Consider the following 19,414-nt stretch of genomic DNA (forward strand, 5'->3'; position numbering starts at 1 on the left):
GAGGATACCTCTTGCTAAAGCTTCGTATTATTACGGCCCTGTGCCTGATCCCTGTGGTGCTGGGGGCAGTTTTTTTACTGCCCCTGCCGTTTTTTGCTCTTTTTGCCACTGTGGTTTATCTGCTGGCAGGAAGAGAGTGGGGGCGTTTTATTGATGCCGGAAAGTCTAATGTCGTCATAGTATTTCTGGCTTTGGTACTGGTGGCACTGATGGCTGCAGTGCCCATTGAGCATATCTGGGCCAATGGCCTGCATCCCTGGATTGGCATGGTGCTGACGGCCGGTGCACTCTGGTGGCTGGTGGCCCTGCCTCTGGTGTTGCGTTACCCCCAAAGCCGTGGTCTCTGGCAAAACCGGCCCTGGCTTAAAGCGCTGTTTGCCCTGCTCAGTCTGGTGCCGTTTTTCTGGTCGCTGCTGGTGCTGCGCAGTTATCAGTATGAGCAGGACGCCCACTACGGTGCCTGGCTGCTGCTGTTTGTGATGGCGCTGGTATGGGCTGCCGACACTGGTGCCTACTTTGCCGGCAAAGCCTTTGGCAAACACAAGCTGTGCCCGCGGGTCAGCCCGGGTAAGACCATTGAAGGCATGCTTGGTGGTGTTCTTGCGGCCTGTTTGCTGGCGCTGGCGGTTACTTATGCCATTGACCTGAGCAGTGCGCAGCGCACGGCTGTGTTGCTGGCATCTGCAGTGGCGGTGCTGGCGTCCGTGCTGGGGGATCTGGTTGAAAGCATGTTCAAACGGGAAGCCGGCATAAAAGACTCCGGCAGCATTCTGCCCGGCCATGGCGGCATTATGGACCGCATCGACAGCCTGACGGCAGCACTGCCGGTGTTTGTGGTGGTCTATCAACTGGCAGGGCAGGGCTGATGCAACAGCTGACCATACTGGGGGCCACAGGCTCCATCGGCCAGAGCACCCTGGCTGTGGTGCGCCGCCATCCCGAGCAATTTTCTGTTTTTGCGCTGACGGCTTGTCAGCAGATACCACAAATGCTGGCCGACTGCCTGGAATTTTCACCCCGTTATGCGGTGATGGCCGTACCGGCTGCGGCTGCACAGTTGCGCCAGATGCTGGCACAAAGCGGCAGTACCACAACCGTCCTGGAAGGCACTGAAGCGCTGTGCCGGGTAGCGGATGATGCCGAGGTAACGGTGGTAATGGCGGCCATAGTGGGAGCGGCCGGTTTGTTGCCGACACTGGCGGCAGTGCAGGCGGGCAAGCGGGTACTGCTGGCCAATAAAGAAGCCCTGGTCATGAGCGGCGAGCTGTTTATTGACGCCGTGCACCAAAGTCATGCCGAGCTGCTGCCGATAGACAGTGAGCATAATGCCATTTTTCAGTGTCTGCCCGAGGCGCTGCAGCGTAATCCCGGCCGGGGGTGCCTGAATCACGCCGGCATCAGCAAACTACTCCTGACCGGCTCCGGCGGTCCGTTTCGTTATACTCCGGTCAGTGAGCTCACCGCTGTTACGCCGGCACAGGCAATAAACCACCCCAACTGGTCCATGGGGCCTAAAATTTCCGTTGATTCCGCCACCATGATGAACAAGGGCCTGGAATATATAGAGGCCCGCTGGCTCTTTAACGCGGCACCAGAGCAGATTGAAGTACTGGTTCATCCGCAGTCGGTCATTCATTCCATGGTGCAGTACTCGGACGGTTCCGTCTTGGCCCAGCTTGGACAGCCGGATATGATGACACCTATTGCCCATGCGCTGGCCTGGCCCGAGCGAATGGAGTCGGGTGTGGCACCGCTGGATTTTACCCGGCTGGGTGAGCTCAGTTTTATGGCACCGGATATGGCCCGTTACCCCTGCCTTGAGCTGGCGATGGACGCCTGTGCACAAGGGCAGGGAGCCACGACGGCACTGAATGCCGCCAACGAAGTGGCGGTAGCCGCGTTTTTGAATCAAGACATTGGCTTTATGACCATCGCTGATATTAACCGCAAAGTCACAGAGCAGCTGGGTACCACCAGAGCGGTAATACTGGAAGATATACTGGCGCTGGATGAAGAAGCGCGCCGGCTGGCTGTACAACTTATCAGGACACACACATGACCGGAATATTATGGAATCTGGGTGCCTTTATCGTTGCCCTAGGCATACTGGTAGCGGTGCATGAATATGGTCACTTCTGGGTGGCCCGGCGCAATGGCGTAAAAGTAGAGCGGTTTTCCATCGGTTTTGGCAAGCCCATCTGGCGCAGAACCGGCCGCGATGGCACTGAATATGTGGTGGCCATGATCCCCCTGGGGGGCTATGTCAAAATGCTTGACGGCCGCGTGGATGAGGTGCCGCCTGAGCTGGCTGATCAGGCGTTCAACAATAAGTCGGTATGGGCACGAATGGCGATTGTGGTAGCCGGTCCCATGGCCAACTTTCTGTTTGCTGTGTTTGCCTTCTGGCTGATGTTTCTGATTGGTGTGCCCTCGGTCAAGCCGGTAGTACGTGATGTGGTTCCTGAATCTCCGGCGGCGGTGGCCGGTGTTCAGCCGGGCATGCAAATTACCGCCATTAACGGCAACGACATTCTGACCTGGGAAGACGTCAATTTCTCCCTTATCGGCAGCATTGGTGCTGAGCAAACCGTCATCACGGTACAAAACGACAGCGGACGTCAGCAGCAACTGGCGGTGCCGCTTGCCCGCTGGCAGTTTGATCCTGACAGTGAGTCGCCCATTACTGCGCTGGGGCTGATGCCCGAAGGCCCTGTTGCCACCCTTACGCTTGAACAGGTCATGGCGGATGGAGCCGGTGAACAGGCAGGGTTACAGTCCGGTGACCAGATAACACAGGCAAATGGTGAAATACTGCGCGACTGGAATCACTTTGTGGCACTGGTGCAGTCTTCTCCTGAACAACCGATGGAACTTGTGGTACTGCGTGATGGTCAGAGGCTCGACCTGACACTGACCCCGGCGCTGCGTGAGACCAACCGCCAGGCCGTGGGCTATGTCGGGCTGGCACCTGCTGTGCTGCCTGTAGACGAACGCTATCGCTTTGAGCTGACCTACGGACCGCTGGAAGCGGCATGGCATGGCATGGAGCGGACCTGGGAGCTGACGGTGCTGACGTTTAACATGATTGGCAAGCTGCTGACCGGCATTGTCTCGGTGGATAACCTGAGCGGGCCCATCTCCATCGCCAAAGGTGCCGGTGCCAGTGCCGGTTTTGGTCTGGTGTACTTTCTGAGCTTTATGGCGCTGGTCAGTGTTAACCTCGGCATTATCAATTTGCTGCCGTTACCGGTACTCGACGGCGGCCACCTGCTGTTTTATATGGTGGAAGCGGTAACCGGACGACCGGTACCGGAGAAAATACAGGAACTGGGTTTCAGAATTGGAGCGGCTCTGTTGGTGTTACTGATGGGGCTGGCACTGTTTAACGATATTGGTCGCCTGTGAGCGGCAAGACACAAGGACAACGTCAGGCTATGGCAAAAACAAGGGCAGTAAAACACACCCTCGCCGCTTCCTGCCTGCTGGGTGCCAGCATGCTGGCACAGGCACAGAGCAATGTGGCCCCCTTTGTAGTGGAAGATATTCAGGTAAACGGTTTGCAGCGGGTCACCCTGGGTGCCGCTCTGCTCAGCCTGCCGGTACGGGTTGGTGAGGAAGTGGATCAGGGGCGTCTGGCCGAGGCCATTCGCAGTCTTTACGCCTCCGGTAACTTTGAGCAGGTACAGCTGCTGCGTGACGGCGATACGCTGGTGGTACAGGTGACCGAACGGCCCACCATTGCCGGCATCAGCTTCAGCGGCAACAAAGAAATAAAGGAAGAGCAGCTGCGTGAAAGCCTGGAAAGTGCCGGCGTGCGTGTGGGTGAGCCCCTGGACCGCACCACCCTGAGCGAGCTTGAAAAAGGCCTGGAAGACTTTTATTACGGTGTGGGTAAATACTCTGCAGATGTTAAAGCCGTACTGACGCCGCTGCCCCGTAACCGGGTTGAGCTCAAGTTTGAGTTTATTGAAGGCAATGCTGCTGAAATCAAACAGATTAATATCGTCGGTAACCGGGCCTTTACCGAAGAGCAGCTGCTGGCTCAGCTGGAGTTGTCCGACAGTGTGCCCTGGTGGAATATTCTGGGTGACAAGCGCTACCAGAAACAAAAACTGGCCGGCGACATTGAAACCCTGCGCTCTTTCTATCGTGACCGGGGTTACCTCAAGGCGGAAATCACCTCTACTCAGGTATCAATGTCACCGGACAAGGAAGGGGTTTACATTACCCTGAACGTCACTGAGGGCGAACAATATACGGTATCCGGAGTCAGCCTGCGCGGTAATCTGATTGACCGTGAACGGGAAATGAACGAGCTGATCCCCATTGAAAATGGTGACCTCTATTCCGCCGGTGATGTGGCCCACATGGAAGAGCTGCTGTCCCGTTTTCTCGGCCGTTTTGGCTATGCCTATCCACGGATCAATACCTTTCCGCAAATTGATGAGGCCACCAACAAGGTTGAGCTGATCGTTAACATAGAGCCGGGTAACCGTGTGTATGTACGCCGTATCAATTTCAGCGGCAACGAAATCACCAAAGATGAAGTCTTGCGCCGGGAAATGCGTCAGATGGAAGGCACCTGGCTGTCCAGCGAAAACGTCGAGCAATCCCGTACCCGACTGAACCGCCTGGGCTATTTTGAGCAGGTAGAAGTGGAGACGCAGCGTATTCCGGGCCAGGATGATCTGGTGGATCTTGGCGTTAAGGTAAAAGAGCAGCCTGCCGGCTCCATCAACTTTGGGGTAGGTTTTGGTACTGACTCCGGCTTCAGCATTCAGGCCGGTCTGCAGCAGGATAACTTCCTTGGAACAGGTAACCGGGTGGGCATCAACTCCCAGATGAACGATTACTCCAAGAATGTGTCACTGGATTATACCGACCCTTACTTCACGGTAGACGGCGTCAGTCTTGGCGGACGTCTTTATTATCGCTCATTTGAGCCCGATGATGATCTGGGCTCCATTGACTATGAAAGTACCACCTATGGCGTGCGTGGGCTGACCGGCTTTCCGGTCAATGAAAACAACAGCCTGAACTTCAGTGCTGGCTATGAGCACAATACTCTGAGCCAGCCGACAGAGCCGTCTATTCAGCTGAATGACTTCTGGCTTGATAACGGTGCGGATCCCAAGGATAAAATCAGCTTTGATGACTTTGATATCACCGCCGGCTGGACCCGCAATACCCTGAACCGGGGCATCTTCCCTACCGCCGGCAGCCGTCAGAGTGCCAGCATCAAGGTAACAGTGCCCGGCTCGGATCTGCAGTATTACAAACTGAGCTTTGATGACGGCCATTATTTTCCGCTGGACCGTAAACACAACTGGGTATTGCACGGCAAGTTCCGCGCCGCCTTTGCTGACGGCTACGGCGATACCGCAAGGCTGCCCTTCTTTGAAAACTACTATGCCGGTGGTTTCAGCACATTGCGGGGCTTCAAGAGCAACTCGGTCGGCCCGCGGGCGGTTTTTGAAGATGCGAATGGCAAGCAGACCACTGACGGCAGTGCCATTGGCGGTAACGCTCTGCTGGCTGCGTCGCTCGAGCTGATTGTGCCCACGCCCTTTGCCGGTGAAGATCTGCAGCGCTCTTTGCGTACCAGCCTGTTTATGGATGTGGGCACCGTCTGGGATACCAACTACGACGCATCGGATTTCACCAATTGCGATCAGGGCTGTTATGACTTTGGCGACCCGGGCGAATATCGCGCTGCGGCCGGTGTCAGCATGCAGTGGCTGTCGCCGCTCGGCCCGCTGGTGTTCTCTCTGGCCACACCGGTAACCGAGGTGGAAGGGGACAGAACCGAAGTCTTTAACTTCAATATCGGACGTACGTTTTAAAGGAGTGTTACATGAACAGATTGATTCAACTGGCCGGCGCCCTGGCGCTGGTCATGACGGCGACTTTTGCTCAGGCCCAGAGCAAGATAGCGGTGGTGGATACAGCCGAAGTATTTCAGAAAATGCCTCAGCGTGACGTAGTACGTAATCAGCTGCAAAACGAATTTGCTTCGCGGGTAAAAGAAGTTCAGCAGCTGGAACAGCAAGGCCGCAGCTTTGTGGAAAAACAGCAAAAAGACATGGCCTTCATGAACGACAGCCAGAAAGCAGAAGCCCAGAAAAAGCTGAACGACATGCAGGCTACCTTTGTCCAGAAAGCCCGCTCACTGGAGCAGGACAGAGCCAAACGTGAGCAGGAAGAACGGCAGAAAATGCTGTCGCGCATCAAGGGCGCGATAGATGATATCACCAAGGCGCAAGGGCTGGATCTGGTGATTGAACGAGGAGCGGTGATTTATGTCAATCCTTCTCTCGATATCACTCAACAGGTGATCAGCCGCGTCAGTAAGTAACAAGAGCAAGATGATGAGCATTACACTGCAACAACTGGCCCAGGAGCTGGGCGCTGAGCTGCGTGGCGAACCGGCGCAACTTATTCATAAGGTGACCACCCTGGATAAAGCAGGCCCCGGCGATGTGGCCTTTCTGACGGATGGTAAATATCAGCATCTGCTGAAAGACACCAGAGCCTCTGCAGTGATACTGCGTGAAGCCGACAGTCAGGCTTGCCCGGTAGCTTGTCTGGTGATGAGTGATCCGTATCTTGGCTTTGCCCTGGCCGCTCAGGCGCTGGATACCACACCGGCTCCGGCGCTGGATATTCACCCCAGTGCCGTGGTGGCCGCCGATGCTGCCCTTGGTGACGGTGTGGCCATTGGGGCTAACGCGGTCATTGAGTCCGGTGTAGTGCTTGAAGAAGGCGTTATCATTGGTCCGGGTTGCTTCGTCGGCAAGAATACGCGCCTGGGCACGCGCACCCGGCTATGGGCTAATGTGACTGTCTACCATGGCGTGACCATGGGGACTGACTGTCTGGTGCAGTCCGGTGCCGTTATCGGCTCAGATGGCTTCGGCTATGCCAATAACAAGGGTGAGTGGATAAAAATTCCTCAGCTTGGTGGCGTGGTGATCGGTAACCGGGTAGAAATTGGTGCCTGCACTACCATCGACAGAGGAGCGCTGGATGATACCCGCATTGCCGACAATGTGATTATCGACAATCAGTGTCAGATAGCACACAACGTAGACATCGGCTACGGCACCGCCATGGCCGGTGGCACTGTGATGGCCGGTAGTCTCAAGGTCGGTAAATATTGTATTATTGGCGGTGCTTCTGTGTTTAATGGCCATATGGAAATCTGTGATGGGGTCACCATTACCGGAATGGCCATGGTGATGCGCCCCATTACTGAGCCCGGCATTTATTCCTCCGGCATTCCGCTGCAACCGAACAAGGAGTGGCGCAAAACGGCGGCGCGCGTGATGCGCATAGACGATATGCACAAGCGGCTGAGCCAGCTTGAAAAAAAACTGAACAACAACGATTAAGCACACTTTTTGGTAGGGTTAAATTTTGAGTAACGAACTGAATCAGTTGGACATCCAGGAAATTCTGGAACTGTTGCCGCATCGCTATCCTTTTCTGATGGTCGACAAGGTAGCTCACTACGAAATAAGCCCGGAGCGTAAAACCCTGCGCGGCATCAAGAATGTATCGTTCAACGAGCCCATGTTCACCGGCCACTTTCCCAACAAGCCGGTATTTCCCGGTGTGCTGATCCTGGAAGCCATGGCTCAGGCCACCGGTATTCTGGCATTTAAAATGGTCGGTAAGCCCAAGCCCAACGAGCTGTACTATTTTGCTTCCATCGACAATGCCCGTTTCAAGCGTCCTGTGGTGCCGGGAGATCAGCTGGTGCTGGATGTGGTGTATCTGAAAGAGCGCAGAGGCATTGCCAAATTTACCGGTGTTGCCAGTGTTGACGGTGAAGTGGTTTGCACCGCCGAACTGATGTGCGCCAAACGCGAGGGTTAAGTGTGAGTGAACAAGGTACAGTGATCCATGAAACCGCCATCGTTCACCCGGATGCCGTGATTGGCAAGGGTGTGGAGATAGGCCCCTGGACCCTGATAGGTCCGGAAGTTGAAATCGGTGATCATTGCCAGATTGCCTCTCATGTGGTGATTAAGGGGCCTACCCGCATTGGCAAGCGCAACCGTATTTTTCAGTTTGCCTCCATCGGTGAAGACTGCCAGGACAAGAAATATGCCGGCGAACGCACCGTGCTGGAAATTGGCGACGACAACGTGATTCGTGAGTCCTGTACCTTTCACCGGGGGACGTCCCAGGACGAAAGCCTGACCACTGTCGGCAGCCGTAACCTGTTTATGGTGAACGTGCACGTGGCCCACGACTGCCGCATTGGCAGCGACTGCATTTTTGCCAACAATGCCACTCTGGCAGGACATGTGCACATTGGCGATCATGTTATTTTTGGTGGTCATGCCGCCATTCACCAGTTTGGCCGGGTTGGCAGTCACGCCTTTATTGCCGGCTGTGCCGCCCTGAATAAAGACGTGCCGCCCTATGTGATGGCGGCCGGACACTATGCCAAGCCCTTTGGCATCAATTCCGAAGGGCTGCGTCGTCGCGGCTTCAGCAAGGAAGGCATCTCTGCCATTAAACAGGCTTACCGGGAACTGTTTCGCAGCGGTAAAACCGTGGAAGAGGTCATTCCGGTACTGGAAAGTCTGTGTGAAACACAGCCTGAGGTAAGCATCATGGTCGATTTCCTCAAGGCCAATGAGCGCGGTATTATTCGTGCCTGAGGTGCCGCTTCGTATTGGTATTGTGGCCGGAGAAGTTTCCGGCGACACGCTGGGGGCGGGGCTTATTCGCGAGCTGCGCCGCCGTCATCCCGATGCCATTTTTGAAGGCATTGCCGGCCCGCAGATGCAGGACGAAGGTTGTCGGGCTCTGTTTGAGATGGACGAGCTGGCGGTCATGGGCATAGTGGAAGTGCTGGGCCGGCTGCCGCGCATTCTGCACATTCGCAGGCGCATTATTCAGCACTTTATCGATAATCCGCCTGATGTGTTTATCGGTATCGATGCCCCCGATTTCAACATCGGCGTTGAACTCAAGCTCAAGCAGGCTGGCATTGCCACCGTGCATTATGTCAGCCCATCGGTCTGGGCCTGGCGGCAAAACCGCATCCATAAAATTAAAGCTGCCACCGACATGGTGCTGGCCTTTCTTCCTTTTGAAAAAGCCTTTTACGACCGCTTTGACGCGCCCTGCCGTTTTATTGGCCATACCCTGGCCGACAAAATGCCACTGGTGCCCGACACACGGGGTGCCCGTGAACGACTGGGACTGAACGCTGATGGCCGCTATCTGGCGCTGCTGCCCGGCAGTCGTCATGCCGAAGTGACTCTGCTTGCGCCCGTGTATCTGGAAGCCTGCAAGCAACTCAAGGTGCGCCACCCCGAACTGGAATTTGTGGTGCCATTAACCAGTGAGAAGCGCCGGCAGGAATTTTCGGCCATCAAAAAAACCGTGGCTCCTGATCTTGAGGTGATCTTGATAGAAGGTCAGGGCCGGGAAGTGATGACCGCCGCCGATGTGATTTTGCTGGCATCGGGTACCGCCACGCTTGAGGCCATGCTGGCCAAAAAGCCCATGGTAGTGGGCTATAAACTGAAAGACTTCAGCTACTGGCTGGCTCAACGGCTGGTAAAAACCGAGCATGTGTCTCTGCCCAACCTGCTGGCAAACCAGACCCTGGTGACCGAGCTTATTCAGCACGAATGCACGCCGGGCCACATAGTGGACGAGGTGGGCAAGCTGCTTGATAACGACACCAGTGAGCTGATTGCTCACTTTACGCAATTGCATAAACGCATTCGTTGCAATGCCGATGAACAGGCCGCCCTGGCAGTGCTGGAGCTGGCAAAAAGAACATCATGACCGACATTATTTACCCCAGCGGCGTGCTGGTGGCCGGTGTTGACGAAGTGGGCCGGGGCCCGCTGGTGGGTGACGTGGTCACCGCCGCCGTTATTCTTGACCCGAACCATCCCATTCCGGGGCTTGCCGACTCCAAGGCCATCAGCGAGAAAAGGCGTGAAAAGCTGGCACCACTGATACGTGAACACGCCCTGGCCTGGGCCATCGGCCGCTGCTCCGCCGCCGAAATTGATCAGCTGAACATATTGCAGGCTACCCTGCTGGCCATGACACGGGCGGTGGCGGCGCTTGCCGTGCAACCCGGTTTTGTATTTATCGACGGCAACCGCTGCCCCGAGCTGCCCATGCCGGCACAGGCAGTGGTCAAGGGCGACAGCCGGGTAGCGGAGATCAGCGCCGCTTCCATTCTGGCCAAGGTAGCGCGGGATAATGAAATGCTGGCGCTGGATGCCATGTATCCGCAATACGGTTTTGCCCGCCACAAAGGGTACCCCACCAAGGAACATCTGGCAGCGCTGGCCGAGCATGGCGCTTTGCCCGAGCATCGTAAAAGCTTTAAACCTGTTGCCAGAGCGCTGGAGCGGATATGACGCCGGGCTTTATTCACCTTCGCATTCACTCCGACTTTTCCATGGTGGACGGGCTGGCCAAAATTGGTCCCATCACCGCCAGAGTGCAGGAGCTGGGTTATCCGGCGCTGGCGCTGACTGATGAGATGAACCTCTGTGGTCTGGTGCGCTTTTATGGTGATGCGCATAAAAAAGGCCTTAAACCGCTGGTGGGTGCAGACTTCTGGCTGCAAAGCGAAGAGATGGGCGAGCAGCTGTTTCGTCTTACTCTTTTAGCCATGGATAATACCGGCTATCAGAATATTACCCAGCTTATTTCCAGAGCTTATCTGCGTGGTCATATTCAGCACAGGCCGGTGATCGACAAAGCCTGGCTTGCCGAGCTCAGCGACGGCCTTATTGTGCTGTCCGGGGGCCGGGAAGGGGATGTGGGCACTTATCTGCTGAAAGGCAACCAGGCCCTGGCGGAGCAGTGCCTCGCTTTTTATCAGCAGCATTTTCCCGACCGTTATTATGTGGAGCTGCTGCGCACCGGCCGGCCCGATGAAGAAAGCTATCTGCATATGGCGGTGGCGCTGGCGGCTGAGCAGCAGCTGCCGGTGGTGGCCACCAATGAAGTGGTGTTTCTTGATAAAGACGACTTTGACGCCCACGAAATTCGTGTTGCCATTCACGACGGCTACACCCTTGACGACAAGCGCCGTCCCAGGCGCTACAGCCCCGAGCAATATCTTAAAAGTGCTGAGGAAATGGCCGAGCTGTTTGCCGACATTCCCGAGGCGCTGGAAAACAGCGTGGAGATTGCCAAGCGCTGCAACGTGACCGTGCGCCTGGGCGAGTATTTTTTGCCCGACTTTCCTACCGGCGACATGAGCATTGAAGACTTTCTGGTCAAATGCTCGCAAGAAGGGCTGGAAGAGCGGCTGGCGTTTCTGTTTCCGGACCCGGCAGTGCGAGCCGAAAAGCGCGGTGAATACGACGAGCGGCTGCAGATTGAGCTCGATGTGATCAACCAGATGGGCTTTCCCGGCTATTTTCTGATCGTGATGGAGTTCATTCAATGGTCCAAGGATAACGGTATTCCTGTGGGACCGGGCCGGGGCTCGGGTGCCGGCTCCCTGGTGGCCTACGCCCTGAAGATCACCGATCTTGATCCGCTTGAATTCGATCTGCTGTTTGAACGTTTTCTTAATCCCGAGCGGGTGTCCATGCCCGACTTTGACATCGACTTCTGCATGGACAGACGGGACGAGGTGATCGATCATGTGGCCGAGCTCTATGGCCGGGATGCGGTATCCCAGATCATTACCTTTGGCACCATGGCTGCCAAGGCGGTGGTGCGCGATGTGGGCCGGGTGCTGGGCCACCCTTATGGCTTTGTGGATCGTATTTCCAAGCTGATCCCGCCCGATCCGGGCATGACCCTGGCCAAGGCCTTTGAGGCTGAACCCAAGCTGCCTGAGCTTTACGATCAGGATGAAGAAGTGCGTGCCTTGATTGATATGGCCCGCATTCTGGAAGGGGTGACCCGTAACGCCGGCAAACATGCCGGCGGCGTGGTCATTGCTCCCACCAAAATCACCGATTTTGCCCCGCTCTATTGCGATGCCGAAGGTCATCATCCGGTGACCCAGTTTGATAAAAACGATGTAGAGTCTGCCGGCCTGGTGAAGTTTGACTTTCTTGGCCTGCGCACCCTCACCATCATTGACTGGGCGCTGGGCATGATCAACCCCAGGCTGGAGCAGGAAGGCAAGCCGCCTGTCGACATTGCCGCCATTCCCATTGACGACAAGGCTTCTTTCCAGCTGCTCAAGCGCCATGAAACCACGGCGGTATTCCAGCTGGAATCCCGTGGCATGAAGGACCTGATCAAGCGCCTGCAGCCGGACTGTTTTGAAGACATGATCGCTCTGGTAGCGCTGTTTCGCCCGGGGCCTTTGCAGTCGGGCATGGTAGATAACTTTATCGACCGCAAGCACGGCCGCGAGGCGGTGTCTTACCCCGATGAACAGTGGCAGCACGACTCTCTCAAGCCGATTCTTGAGCCTACCTACGGCATTATCCTGTATCAGGAGCAGGTGATGCAGATTGCCCAGGTATTGGCGGGCTATTCGCTGGGCGGCGCTGACCTGCTGCGCCGGGCCATGGGTAAAAAGAAGCCTGAGGAGATGGCCAAGCAGCGGGCCGGCTTTGAAGCGGGGGCTGTGGCCAACGGCATCGACGGCGAGCTGGCAATGAAGATCTTCGATCTGGTGGAAAAATTCGCCGGATATGGCTTCAACAAGTCACATTCTGCCGCTTATGCGCTGGTGTCTTATCAGACTCTGTGGCTTAAAACCCACTTTCCGGCGGAGTTTATGGCGGCGGTGATGACTGCCGATATGGACAACACCGACAAGGTAGTGACGCTGGTGGATGAGTGCCAGCGCATGGGGCTGACGCTGAGTCCGCCCGATGTCAATACCGGCCGCTATCGCTTTACCGTGAATGAAGACGGTCACATAGTGTATGGTATCGGGGCCATCAAGGGCGTGGGCGAGTCACCTATTGAGTCCATTCTTGCTGCGCGTGAACGTGGCGGTCCCTTCCGTGATTTATTCGACTTCTGCAACCGGGTAGATCTTAAAAAGCTCAACAAGCGAGTGATGGAAAAGCTGATCCTGTCGGGTGCCATGGATAAGCTGGGTCCGCACCGGGCGTCCATGATGGCTACCCTTGAGGAAGCCATGAAGGCGGCGGATCAGCATGCCAAAGCAGAGGCGCTGGGCCAGGGCGACATGTTTGGCGTGCTGGTAGAAGAAGACAAGGTGGAGCACGCTTTTGCCGATGTGCCCCACTGGCCCGACAAAATCTGGCTGGAAGGAGAGCGGGACACTCTTGGCTTGTATCTTACCGGCCACCCCATTAACCAATATGCCAGAGAGCTGCGCCATTACACCAGTGGCCGGCTTAATGAGGTACAGCCCGGCGGGCGTGACAGACTCAGCACCGTGGCCGGGCTGGTGATTGCCGCCAGGGTGATGACCACCAAGCGGGGCAACCGCATGGGCATTCTGACCCTGGATGATAAATCGGGCCGTTTGGATGTGACTCTGTTTTCTGATGCGCTGGAACGCTATGAGTCTTTGCTGGAAAAAGATAAAATTCTGGTTATCAGTGGACAGGTCAGCTTTGACGACTTCTCCGGAGGCCTTAAAATGTCGGCCAGAGAGGTGCTTGATATCAGCGATGCCCGGGAGCGGTTTGCTCGGGGCCTTGCACTGTATATAGATAAAAGCCGCATAGAACAGGGCTTTTTTACTCAATTGCTGGATATACTCACGCCGGTTAGGGCGGGCGTATGTCCTGTGCGTGTGACCTACCACCGACCCGGCGCACGAGCCGAGCTGACTCTGGGCACAGAATGGCGGGTAACCCCCACTGACGATATGCTCGATTCGCTAAAGGGCCTGCTGGGTGCGGACAGGGTCGAACTGATTTTTGACTAGAGGGCAGCCATGAGCCACCATTTTCTGGATTTTGAACAACCTATTGCCGAACTTCAGGCCCAGATTGAAGAACTTCGTCACGTAGGCGAAGGCGACGGCCTCGATATCGATCTGGATGAAGAGATCGGTCGTTTGGAAGTGAAACGTGATGAGCTGACTAAAAAGGTGTTCAGCAATCTGGGTCCCTGGCAGATTTCCCAGCTGGCCCGCCACCCTCGTCGTCCTTATACTCAGGACTACCTGGAGATGATGTTTGGTGAGTTCGACGAGCTGGCCGGCGATCGGGCCTATGCCGACGACAAGGCCATTGTGGGTGGTGTGGCCCGCTTTGAAGGCCGTCCGGTCATGGTGATCGGCCACCAGAAGGGGCGTGAAACCAAAGAAAAGATAAAGCGTAACTTTGGCATGCCCCGTCCGGAAGGCTACCGCAAGGCCCTGCGTCTGATGGAAATGGCCGAGCGCTTTAAAATGCCCATTCTTACCTTTATCGACACCCCCGGTGCCTACCCGGGTGTGGGCGCTGAAGAGCGCGGCCAGAGTGAAGCCATTGCCCGCAACCTGAAAGTGATGTCGGGCCTCAAAACTCCCATCATCTGTACCGTAGTGGGCGAAGGCGGATCCGGCGGTGCCCTGGCCATTGGCGTGGGTGACCGTGTGAACATGCTGCAATATTCCACCTATTCGGTGATCTCACCGGAAGGCTGTGCTTCTATTCTGTGGAAGAGTGCTGACAAGGCTTCGGTGGCTGCCGAGGCCATGGGCATTACCGCCGGTCGTATTCATGAGCTGGGTCTTATCGACAACGTAGTGGAAGAGCCCATGGGCGGTGCCCACAGTAATCCATTACTGACCGCCGAGCGTCTGAAAGCGCGCCTTGTCGCCGATCTGGCCGACCTTGATCAGCTTGATACCGACACCCTGCTTGAACAGCGCTATCAGCGCCTGATGAAATACGGTTACTGCTAAACCCCGGCTTTGCCGGGAGCTGTCAGCTTTAAGCGATAAGAAAAGTCAAGGTTGGGACTTGTCCCAACCTAGCTGTTACTTCCGGCTTTCAGCTCCCAGCTCCCAGCTCCCAGCTCCCAGCTCCTCAAAGAGGCGCACCCACAGTAAACTCCGGCCAAAACTGTTATATTCCGGCTAAGAACGGAACCAATTAACAGGGAATGTTTACATGAACCTCCGTCACCTGCAGCTGCTTGCCGGCTTTTGCTGGCTGCTCATCGCACTGCCCCCCGCGGCTGCCCAGTCGCCACTGAAGAACTTTTACCAGGACAGCTGGAATACCCGTAACGGTCTGCCTCACAACAGCATCAACAGCATGGCGCAAACGCCCGAAGGCTACCTCTGGTTTGCCACCTGGGAAGGAATATCCCGCTACAACGGGCGGGGATTTCATACTTTTGTGCGTGGTGAGCAAACCGGTCTGCCTGACTCGGGTATTCGTGGCCTTACGCTGGACGATGACGGCCTGCTGGTAGTCGGTGCCCGAGGCGGTTTCAGCCGCTATCAGCATCCTCGTTGGTTTCCTCAGCAGCACCTGCCAGCCATGGTAAACCATGTGTTACGTGATAATCGCGGCCGGCTGTGGTTTGCCACCGAAGGGGACGGCATCTATATGCGCGACGCTCAAGGTGAACAGCATCACTTCTCTGTGCAACAGGGCCTGCCCGGGCTGGCGGTATACCGGCTGCTGCAGACAAGTGACGGGCGGATCTGGGCGGGTACGTCCCGTGGCCTGGCGGTTATTGGTCCCAATAATATCATCAGTGTAAACCGGCATATTCCCGCCGCTCCTGTGCTGGCGCTGCTGCAAACCCGGGAAGAACAGTTACTGGTAGGCTCGGCTCAAGGGCTCTATGGCAGCAAAGATCAGCACTTTGAATTGATGCACCCGCAGCTTGCCGAAGAGGCCATCAGCAGCTTGTTGCAGGACAGGGACGGGGCGCTCTGGATTGGCACCACAGATCGCGGGCTGGCGCGGCTGGGCAGTTTGGGGCTGGAGCGGCTTGGCATGGAGCAGGGACTGCCCGATAACCGTGTGCTGTCGTTGTTGCAGGATACCGAAGGTAATATCTGGGTGGGCACCAATGGTGGTTTGCTGCGCCTTCGTGATGCCCCTTTTACCAGCTTTACTCAGGAGCAGGGGCTGGCAGGTAACTATGTGCGTTCTGTGTTGGCCGACGATAACGGCCAGGTATGGGCAGGCACCAGCAATGGCCTGAGCGTGATTGATGCTGACGGCACCCGAGCCGTTCCGGTCTTACTGCCGGATGGCAAGACGCCGTCCATTCTTAGTCTGGCCCGTCAGGGGGATATTCTCTGGTTGGGTACCTATACCCATGGTCTGGTCGGACTCAAACCCGGACAGCAGCCGGTTATTATCGACCGGGATCAGGGCCTTAGTGCCAATGAGGTTCGCGCCATATTACCCGCACGGGACGGCAGTCTGTGGGTGGGCACCGCGGAAGGACTGAGCCGGGTGCATCAGGGCCGGGTATTAACCTACGGCAAGCAGGACGGCCTGCCTGGCGAATTTGTGATGGCACTGCATCAGGCGGAAAACAATGATATCTGGGTAGGAACCGGGGTAGGGGCAGCCATTATTGAGCAAGGGAATCCATCCCGGATTCGTACTCTGGATCTGCACAGCCAGGAAAATGCCGAATATGCCTTTGGTTTTTATCAGCAGCTGGGCAGTGATGCGGTGTGGATTGCGACGGATCGTGGCTTGCTGCGTTACCGTTACACTGACAGCAGCCTGTCGATGGTAGGCCGGCCCCATGGTCTGCCCATTGAAAAAATGTTTCAGCCGGTAGCGGATTATCATGGCGGGATCTGGGTGACGACCAACCGCGGTATACTGCGGCTGGATTTGCAGCAGGCCCATCAGGCTGCAGATGGTGAGCTGGCTGTCATTGCGTTTGAACTCTTTGGTGAAGGTGACGGTATGGCCAGCAGCCAGGCCAATGGCGGCTCAGGCCCTTCAGCAACGCTGGCTGCTGATGGCAGTATATGGGTAGCCACCGCCATGGGAGTGGCGCGGGTACAGCCTGAGCGTCTGGCTGAGCTTGTGCAAAATAATCTGCCGGTGGTGCTGGAACAGGTCACCGTGAATGGCCAACCTGTGGTGCCAGATACACCGTTGAAACTGCCTGCCGGTAGTGAGCGTATACAAATCGGGTTTGCCGGTCTGGGGTATGTGATGCCTGAGCGGATCCGCTATCGCACCCGGCTGGAAGGCTTTGACAAGGAGTGGGTAGAGCGGGGAGATCAGAGTCTGGCGGAATACACTAATCTGGCTCCGGGTAACTATCGTCTGCAGGTGGCAGCCGCTTATCCTTACAGTCGCTGGAGTGACCGACAGGCCAGTCTGAGCTTCAATATTGCGCCTTTTTTCTGGCAGCGTCCGCTATTCTGGGCAATGTTGGCGGTGGCCGGACTGATACTGCTGTGGGGAATATTTCAGCTGCGCCTGCGAATGCTTAAACATAATGCCGCTACCCTGCGGCGGCTGGTGCATGAAAAAACCGAAGCGCTGCAACAGCAAACCCAGAACTTTGAACGTCAGGCGCGGGAAGATCAGCTGACCGGCCTTGCTAACCGGCGGGCCTTTGATGACTGGCTGGCTCAGGCCTGGCAGCGTTTTAGTGATAAAAACCAAGGGTTTTGCCTGGCGGTTGTTGATATTGATCACTTTAAGCGGGTTAATGACCAGTGGTCCCACAGTGTGGGTGATGAAGCCATTAAAACGCTGGCCCGAATCCTGAGTACACAGGTGCGTGAGCAGGACTATGTGGCACGCTGGGGGGGCGAGGAGTTTACTCTGTTGTTTCCCGATACCCGGCTGCATGATGCCATGGCGGTCTGTGAGCGTATTCGGCAGCGGGTGGCAGATTTTGACTGTAGTGCCATTGCCGAGGGCTTAAGTCTGACTATTTCGCTGGGAGTGGCTGAGGCGTTTGCCACTGAAAGTGCTGACCGGCTGTTGGCCAAAGCCGATCAGGCGCTTTATCGAGCCAAAAATAACGGTCGTAACCGGGTAGAAGCTGCTTCATGAACGAATATCATCATGTTTACCAATGCCTCAAGGATCTGTACCCGAACGGGCCACTTTATGTCGGCTTCAGTGGCGGGCTGGACTCTACGGTGCTGCTGGCGCTGGCGGCGCGCTTTGCCAGAGAGCAGGGCCGTGAGCTGACCGCCCTGCATGTTCATCATGGTCTGCAGGCCGCCGCCGATGCCTGGCCGGCGCACTGTCGGCAAGTGGCGGCCAGTCTGGGGGTGGAATGCCGGGTGTTAACCGTCACCGTGGCAACCGGTCCGCGGGTAAGCCTTGAGGCCGCTGCCCGCCATGCCCGTTATGCCGCTCTTGCCGCTGAGCTGCCGGCAGGAGCGGCACTGCTGACCGGCCATCATCTGGATGATCAGGCCGAGACCCTGCTGCTGGCCCTGAAGCGGGGGGCAGGTATTGCCGGTCTGGCTGCCATGCCGGAGCATAAACCGTTGGGCAGGGGCGTGCAGTTACGGCCTTTGCTGCATCTTTCCCGTGCCGAGCTTGAGCGGTTTGCTGCCGAGCAGGGGTTGAACTGGGTGGAGGACCCGTCCAATGCCGATAACCGCTTTGATCGCAACTTTCTGCGCAATGAAATATTGCCGCGGCTGCTGACGCAATGGCCGGCCTTTGCACGCACCGTCAGCCGCAGTGCAGCGCTCTGTGCTGAGCAGCTGGAGCTGGCACAGGATCTGGCCCGGCAGGATTTGATCGGGCTGGTTAATAGTGCCGGTGGCTTGAGTGTGACTGATTTGCGGTCTTTTACTCTGGCCAGACGTAATAATGCGCTGCGCCATTGGCTGAGTGAGCGAGGGCTGCATTTAAGTCACAGCCAGCTGGCGGTGGCCTGGAATGAACTGGCACTGGCCGCTGAAGATGCAACCCCTGTGCTTGAGATTAAAGGCGTCAAGCTGCGCCGCTATCAGGGCCATTTGTATGTAACAGCACGGGAAAGCGAACCAGTGGCTCTGAATACCATCAAGCCCGGATGCTGGAATGAGCTGGCCGTGGGCCGGCTGCAGTTGCAGCCGGTAACAGCAGGTGCCGATATCACAATGGCACCGGAGCAGCTGCATATTGCCTTTGGGATCACTGGCCTGCGGGGGCAGCCGGCAGGGCGGCACGGCTCGCGGCCGCTGAAAAAACTCTGGCAGGAATATGGCATACCGCCCTGGCAGCGAGGGCGGATCCCCTTGTTGATGCACGGTGAGCGGCTGGTCGCCGCTCTCGGGTTATTTATCTGCGAGGAATATGCCGCCAACCCCCACCAGCCCGGCTGGAAAATTGAATACAGCGCTGAACCCGAGGGTACAGGGAGTGGGGAATAGGGGTTACCGGTACAAACTCTGGGCCAGCTGCTCCAGGGCCCGGTCATTGCCGGTTACCGGCAGCGCAAAACCACTGACACCGGTGGCGCTTAACGCTTCTGCCAGGCGAGGCAGAGTGGCGGCGTCTCCGTTTAAGCGGCTGACCAGCGGCAGGTGGGT

General features: G+C 56.7%; 14 protein-coding genes. All 14 read left to right on the forward strand.

Annotation, left to right across the window (positions count from 1 at the left end; translation table 11 throughout):
• Positions 1 to 11 precede the first annotated feature (11 nt).
• The 14 genes from R0I78_RS10235 to tilS all read left to right on the forward strand — a co-directional run bounded on the left by R0I78_RS10235 (position 12) and on the right by tilS (position 19,255).
• On the forward strand, positions 12 to 866 hold the full coding sequence (locus R0I78_RS10235; RefSeq protein ID WP_317075243.1) for a phosphatidate cytidylyltransferase: 855 nt from the start codon (positions 12 to 14) through the stop codon (positions 864 to 866).
• Positions 866 to 2,059, forward strand: a complete 1,194-nt coding sequence (gene ispC, locus R0I78_RS10240; RefSeq protein WP_317075244.1) for a 1-deoxy-D-xylulose-5-phosphate reductoisomerase — start codon at positions 866 to 868, stop codon at positions 2,057 to 2,059. Before R0I78_RS10235 ends, ispC begins: the two co-directional genes overlap by 1 nt.
• The gene (rseP, locus tag R0I78_RS10245) at positions 2,056 to 3,405 is read left to right on the forward strand and encodes a sigma E protease regulator RseP (RefSeq protein WP_317075245.1); all 1,350 of its coding nucleotides are present in this window, start codon (positions 2,056 to 2,058) and stop codon (positions 3,403 to 3,405) included. The genes ispC and rseP overlap by 4 nt, the downstream gene beginning before the upstream one ends.
• 29 nt (positions 3,406 to 3,434) lie before the next feature.
• Positions 3,435 to 5,843, forward strand: coding sequence for an outer membrane protein assembly factor BamA (gene bamA, locus R0I78_RS10250; RefSeq protein ID WP_317075246.1), 2,409 nt, complete (start codon positions 3,435 to 3,437; stop codon positions 5,841 to 5,843).
• 11 nt (positions 5,844 to 5,854) lie between these two features.
• Positions 5,855 to 6,355: an OmpH family outer membrane protein gene (locus tag R0I78_RS10255; protein WP_019934214.1), complete on the forward strand. Its 501-nt coding sequence runs from the start codon at positions 5,855 to 5,857 to the stop codon at positions 6,353 to 6,355.
• Positions 6,356 to 6,365: 10 nt separating this feature from the next.
• Complete coding sequence (lpxD, locus tag R0I78_RS10260; RefSeq protein WP_317075247.1) at positions 6,366 to 7,391, forward strand: UDP-3-O-(3-hydroxymyristoyl)glucosamine N-acyltransferase; 1,026 nt, start codon at positions 6,366 to 6,368, stop codon at positions 7,389 to 7,391.
• A 25-nt stretch (positions 7,392 to 7,416) separates the two neighbouring features.
• Entirely contained in the window at positions 7,417 to 7,878 is a 462-nt protein-coding gene (fabZ, locus tag R0I78_RS10265; RefSeq protein WP_014293049.1) for a 3-hydroxyacyl-ACP dehydratase FabZ, read from the forward strand.
• Positions 7,879 to 7,880: 2 nt separating this feature from the next.
• Complete coding sequence (gene lpxA, locus R0I78_RS10270; protein WP_026344723.1) at positions 7,881 to 8,672, forward strand: acyl-ACP--UDP-N-acetylglucosamine O-acyltransferase; 792 nt, start codon at positions 7,881 to 7,883, stop codon at positions 8,670 to 8,672.
• Positions 8,665 to 9,813: a lipid-A-disaccharide synthase gene (lpxB, locus tag R0I78_RS10275; protein WP_317075367.1), complete on the forward strand. Its 1,149-nt coding sequence runs from the start codon at positions 8,665 to 8,667 to the stop codon at positions 9,811 to 9,813. Before lpxA ends, lpxB begins: the two co-directional genes overlap by 8 nt.
• Positions 9,810 to 10,403, forward strand: a complete 594-nt coding sequence (gene rnhB, locus R0I78_RS10280) for a ribonuclease HII (protein ID WP_019934210.1) — start codon at positions 9,810 to 9,812, stop codon at positions 10,401 to 10,403. The genes lpxB and rnhB overlap by 4 nt, the downstream gene beginning before the upstream one ends.
• A complete protein-coding gene (gene dnaE, locus R0I78_RS10285) occupies positions 10,400 to 13,873 on the forward strand; it encodes a DNA polymerase III subunit alpha (protein WP_317075248.1) in 3,474 nt (1,157 codons plus the stop codon). Before rnhB ends, dnaE begins: the two co-directional genes overlap by 4 nt.
• A 9-nt stretch (positions 13,874 to 13,882) precedes the next feature.
• Complete coding sequence (gene accA / locus R0I78_RS10290) at positions 13,883 to 14,839, forward strand: acetyl-CoA carboxylase carboxyl transferase subunit alpha (RefSeq protein WP_019934208.1); 957 nt, start codon at positions 13,883 to 13,885, stop codon at positions 14,837 to 14,839.
• A 208-nt stretch (positions 14,840 to 15,047) separates the two neighbouring features.
• Positions 15,048 to 17,933, forward strand: a complete 2,886-nt coding sequence (locus tag R0I78_RS10295) for a two-component regulator propeller domain-containing protein (RefSeq protein WP_317075249.1) — start codon at positions 15,048 to 15,050, stop codon at positions 17,931 to 17,933.
• Positions 17,930 to 19,255, forward strand: coding sequence for a tRNA lysidine(34) synthetase TilS (tilS, locus tag R0I78_RS10300; RefSeq protein ID WP_317075250.1), 1,326 nt, complete (start codon positions 17,930 to 17,932; stop codon positions 19,253 to 19,255). Before R0I78_RS10295 ends, tilS begins: the two co-directional genes overlap by 4 nt.
• The last annotated feature ends 159 nt before the right edge of the window (positions 19,256 to 19,414 follow it).

The sequence above is a fragment of the Oceanimonas sp. CAM02 genome (assembly GCF_032842915.1).
GTDB classification, from domain to species: Bacteria; Pseudomonadota; Gammaproteobacteria; order Enterobacterales; family Aeromonadaceae; genus Oceanimonas; species Oceanimonas smirnovii.